The organism is Thiolapillus sp. (genome assembly GCF_048562965.1).
Lineage (GTDB): Bacteria > Pseudomonadota > Gammaproteobacteria > Chromatiales > Chromatiaceae > Thiolapillus > Thiolapillus brandeum_A.
In genome coordinates, this window is record NZ_JBHNMF010000292.1 from 1 (window position 1) to 4265 (window position 4265).

Annotated in this window: 1 protein-coding gene; it reads right to left on the reverse strand. The window is 51.8% G+C overall.

Annotated features, from left to right (window positions below; genetic code table 11):
- Nucleotides 1–402: 402 nt before the first annotated feature.
- Nucleotides 403–4242, reverse strand: a complete 3840-nt coding sequence (locus ACOCD2_RS13415; RefSeq protein ID WP_294117156.1) for a type IV secretion system DNA-binding domain-containing protein — start codon at nucleotides 4240–4242, stop codon at nucleotides 403–405.
- Nucleotides 4243–4265: the final 23 nt, after the last annotated feature.

Here is a 4265-nt window from a genome sequence, read left to right on the forward strand (position 1 = left end):
TTGTGCTGATTTCCTGGTCAAATCCGGTCTAATTCATCGCTGTCTGCAATTCAACCAAGCGGAAATCAGTGGATATTGGCACCCTTCGGGCGCTGATATGCCTCTATCTGGGGATTTGGGGACCTATCGAGACTTGACATGTCGTAAGTTCCAACTGCCAGCATTAGCTACCTTGTCTACGTGGACCAACCCCATTCCGCGGGCATAGTGGATCATGGGCTCTACCTTTCCACTACTATCCCCTGTGGGGATCCCCGTTTCCGCCCCAATTTGTACCTTATCACCACTGCCACTCATCGATGCAAAGGGCAGCAAACGGGCCAACAAACTCCGTTCTGGAAGAAAGTCATGGGGAAAGTTCAGAGGTAGAGATTGTAGGTGAGTGCCTATATCCGCCATCTGTCAGCCTTCAAGGTCGCGAAGTTCCAGAGACGTGACATTTACAAGCACAGCTTCCTCTTTGAAGGTTCCTCCTGACTTCAGCACTGGACCGAGTGACCAGCATTGACCCTTCTCTAAACTAGCTAGGCGCTGCCCCCAATCCGCCTTCGAGATTCCTGTCGTCGATTGGGAGAGTAATTGTGCAAAACGATCGATCTCGGTCGTCGCCGGCTTGAAAAACAGCTTATGCCCAGCCTGAAACAAACGGTCTCGTTGTTCTTGATTGAATTGGCTCGTGGTCTGGGTAGCCAGTATCAGGGACAAGCCAAACTTACGCCCCTCGCGCAGCATCTTATCGATCGGAGAATCACTGCTATGGTCGAGATTCTGAATCTCGTCTAAGACAATAGGGATCGGATGGTTTTTGCTGCCCGTATTCTGGGCATAATCCCACAGATCCCATAACACAAACTCGGTAACCATTTTCTGAATATCAAGAGCTAGTCCCTTCAACTGTAATACATGAACCCAATTATCCTGCGACAACAACATCTCATCCCAAGCGGTACCTTCTTCATCTCGGAAAGGTCTTGACTTGACTAAGGGCTCTACTTTATTTGCAAGGCTTTCTCCATACTGACTCTCATCCCGGAGTAGCGACAATATATCGTCTAGAGAAAACTGATCATTTCCTTCAATACCTGATTCCAGCACCCGTATCAGAGTTGCTGTTTGCTGGTCACCCATGGTCTCGTATACAGAAGTGAAAATACTAGCGACCCTGGTAGCAACTTCGAAGGGACTTTCTTCAATAGCCGGGATGGAGGGATCAATGACTTGCATTTGCCGCCGGAATGGATTCAGCGGCAGCCTCTCAGTTTTTACGAAGTGATTCTTTGGTACCACAACTTCCGTGAATCTTCTTTCTACCTGCTGCGGCAAAAAGCCATCCGTATAGTCGACAATTAGCGAATGCAGTCGCTGCTGCGCCATCTCTGCTAACAGACACTGGATGCCATAAGTCTTCCCTGAGCCAGACGTACCGAAGATGAGCAAGTGACGATTCGCTAACTGCGGATGACCAAAGTGCCAGTACACGGGGTCATTGTTTCCCCGGGTGCCAAGCAATATTTTTTCCGGAATTGGAGACATATCTACGGCAACCACCTGGCCGGCAGTGGGTGCAAGTGGAGTCTTTGGGGTAGTGGACGCCTCAGATGTACTTTCGGGCAACTCCAAAGTGGCTGAAGTCGGAACCGGGGGAGACTCCGTAGCCACATGAGGTTGTTCGGGTTGGGCGTTCACCGAAGTTGGTGGCGCCTGTACTCCAGCTGGTGCTGTGACTTGGTTTTTGTGATCTGCCGCTGGCGCTGACACAGCCATCCGCTCCGCTGACGCATCGGTTTCCACAGAAGATTCTTTGGTATCAGACGTGGGCGGCGGAGTTGTTGCACCAGTCAATACTTTACCGCTGTCCTGCTCTGGTCGCAGCCGTATTGACGATCCCTTTAATTCTATCAGTGGCAAAGGTTTTGCCTCGGCGAACAGTGCAGATACACCTTGGTAACCCAATGCAATGTGCTGGATCACAAAGTCCTCAGGCACTTCGAACGGCGGCTGGACTGTACCAACCGGCAGTGCCAGTGATGTCACTTCTGGCTGAGGACCTGCCTCGTTGGTCCAAAAAGTAAAAATAGCAGCCTGCCAGTGAATCTCGAATTGTCCCTCTGCAAGACTTTCCAAGGCATGATCGAGTTCACGCCACTCACGATCAGAACCCTTAACCACCGAACGTGAGGTCATAGCTCGGTGCAGTTGTGCCCACCAGTAGCGCCGATCGAATCCCAAGCGTCGCAGGTCGCTGTGCTTTGGAGCCAAAAGGCCGGTCAGGTGTTGTAAACCTTCCTGTATCTGTTCATTGGCTTTAGCAAGATGGACCGGGTTTTTCTGCGCCAACTTACACTCTACCAACACCGCATGCACCAACGGGATATCATTGGGACGAACTTCTAGAGTCAACTGCAGGAGATCCGGCCTCAGTGTTATTTCGCTAGCAACGAACCAGTGTAGAAGCGAATCCACTGGCAACAATTGCGACATCCGCTGTGGAGGCCCTGGTGGGAGCGCTAGTGCGCGCCGGATTGCAGCGAAACCTACCACCTCCCGGATCCGTTCATCGGCACCAACCACCGCCCGCAGAGAGGATAGGCCAATAATTTCCTCCGCCTCACAGACCATCCGTGCCGCCATCGCTTCAAAACCATCCGGTTGTTCAAAAGGCATCAGTTTAGTCAGCTTACCGGCGACCTGATCAGTGAGTTGCTTCAGGGTATCCTGCTCAGTGGAGATGGTCAGATTCAACTCGCCATAGGCACCAAGTCCAGAAGTAAAGCCGACAATCTTACGCTGTTCGTGGCCATCTTCACTGCATAAAAGACGCTTGTCCACAAAAGGATCGACGCAGGCCACCCACTGCGCTCGTTCGTGCAAAGTCTCGACCACACCGGTCCAGGGCTTGTAGTCCACCTGACCAAAGATCACATGATCATGGCCAGCGTTGCCTCCGTAGTAGATTCGTGCCGACAAATCAGCATGGCGCGTTTGGATACGCAGGCGACGGTTACTTAGTAAACTCTGGCGTCGGTAACGATCCCCGTCTTGGGTCGGGCGCGGATACTCTGTGATAGGAAACTGCAAACCGCTCCAGCCACCGAAATCGAACTCAAAAGGCATAGTAGGGTCTGCGTGGCCAACCAAACCGGCGCGCAAAAAATGAAACAGAAAAGCGATGTCGTAGAGCCGCTTTTCCTGCTTCAATAAATCGACAATCTGGTCTTTGGGTGCATAACGATGCCCTACCGACAGTGTAAGTGGTCGGCCCTTTTCCCTTTGTCGCTCCATCACATGGTTGCGCCACAAAGCTAGTCGGTTTTCCATTGCCATGGGCGACGAGGAGGTTGTATAAACCATCACCGTGCAGTGAAATGGTGGCCAATCTGCGGATGTGCGCTTAAGATAATCGTCTAGGAAGCGGCCAACACCGGAAAGTACAACTTGCAATTCCCTTACGTTGACAGCAAGTATGCGCAACCCATCTTCGGCAAAAGAGTAAAGCTGCTGGTAATCACTTAGTACACGAGCCACCAAGTCCCGTTCCTCACAGGGACGCACGATGTCACGGACATCCTCATCGTCATCGTTCCCTTCGTCCCGCAACAGCGTTTGTACCGCCAAGCTATTTTCAGTAGGTGGCGGTGGCCCTAAATAGTGCAACAAGCCGAAAGATTTGATTGTGGCGGAGAGCTGCTGCGTATCCGCCACCAAGGCTGCCAACGGCCGGTGTATCTGTGCTAGATCAAGCAACCGCTCGAAAGCCGCCTTGCCATCACCGCCAATCGCTAACTCACCCACCGCTTCCGGAAATCCATCCGCCAAAAATCCTGCTCTTGCTTGGGTCAATTCCAAGACAGCAGGACTCAATCCCCAAGCAATGGCACCTGGAAGGTAAGGATCGTTAGCCTCTACACGTTCATCTACCAAGAAAAATGCCTTATAAAACCGACGTAGCAGCTCAGCACTGCCTAACAGCTGTGTATCAAGAACTTTCTCAGCCAGGTCGACGAAGGCAGACAACAACTGCGGCATCTGGTTCGCACGAGCAGTGTAGTAGCCCTCTATAACGGCCACATCGAGCCAAGCCCGATAAGCCGTAATCAAGCCTGTAGTCAGTCTCCGCAGGTTTGCATCCATCTGCTCAGATGAAAGTCCATCGAGAAGATTGACTAGCTCCAAGTCGGTCATCGCCTGATTCACTAGACGATTTGCCTCATCAGCATCGGCAGCGAAATAGAGCGCTGTCATGGACAAAGATGAAATCTGAAAAG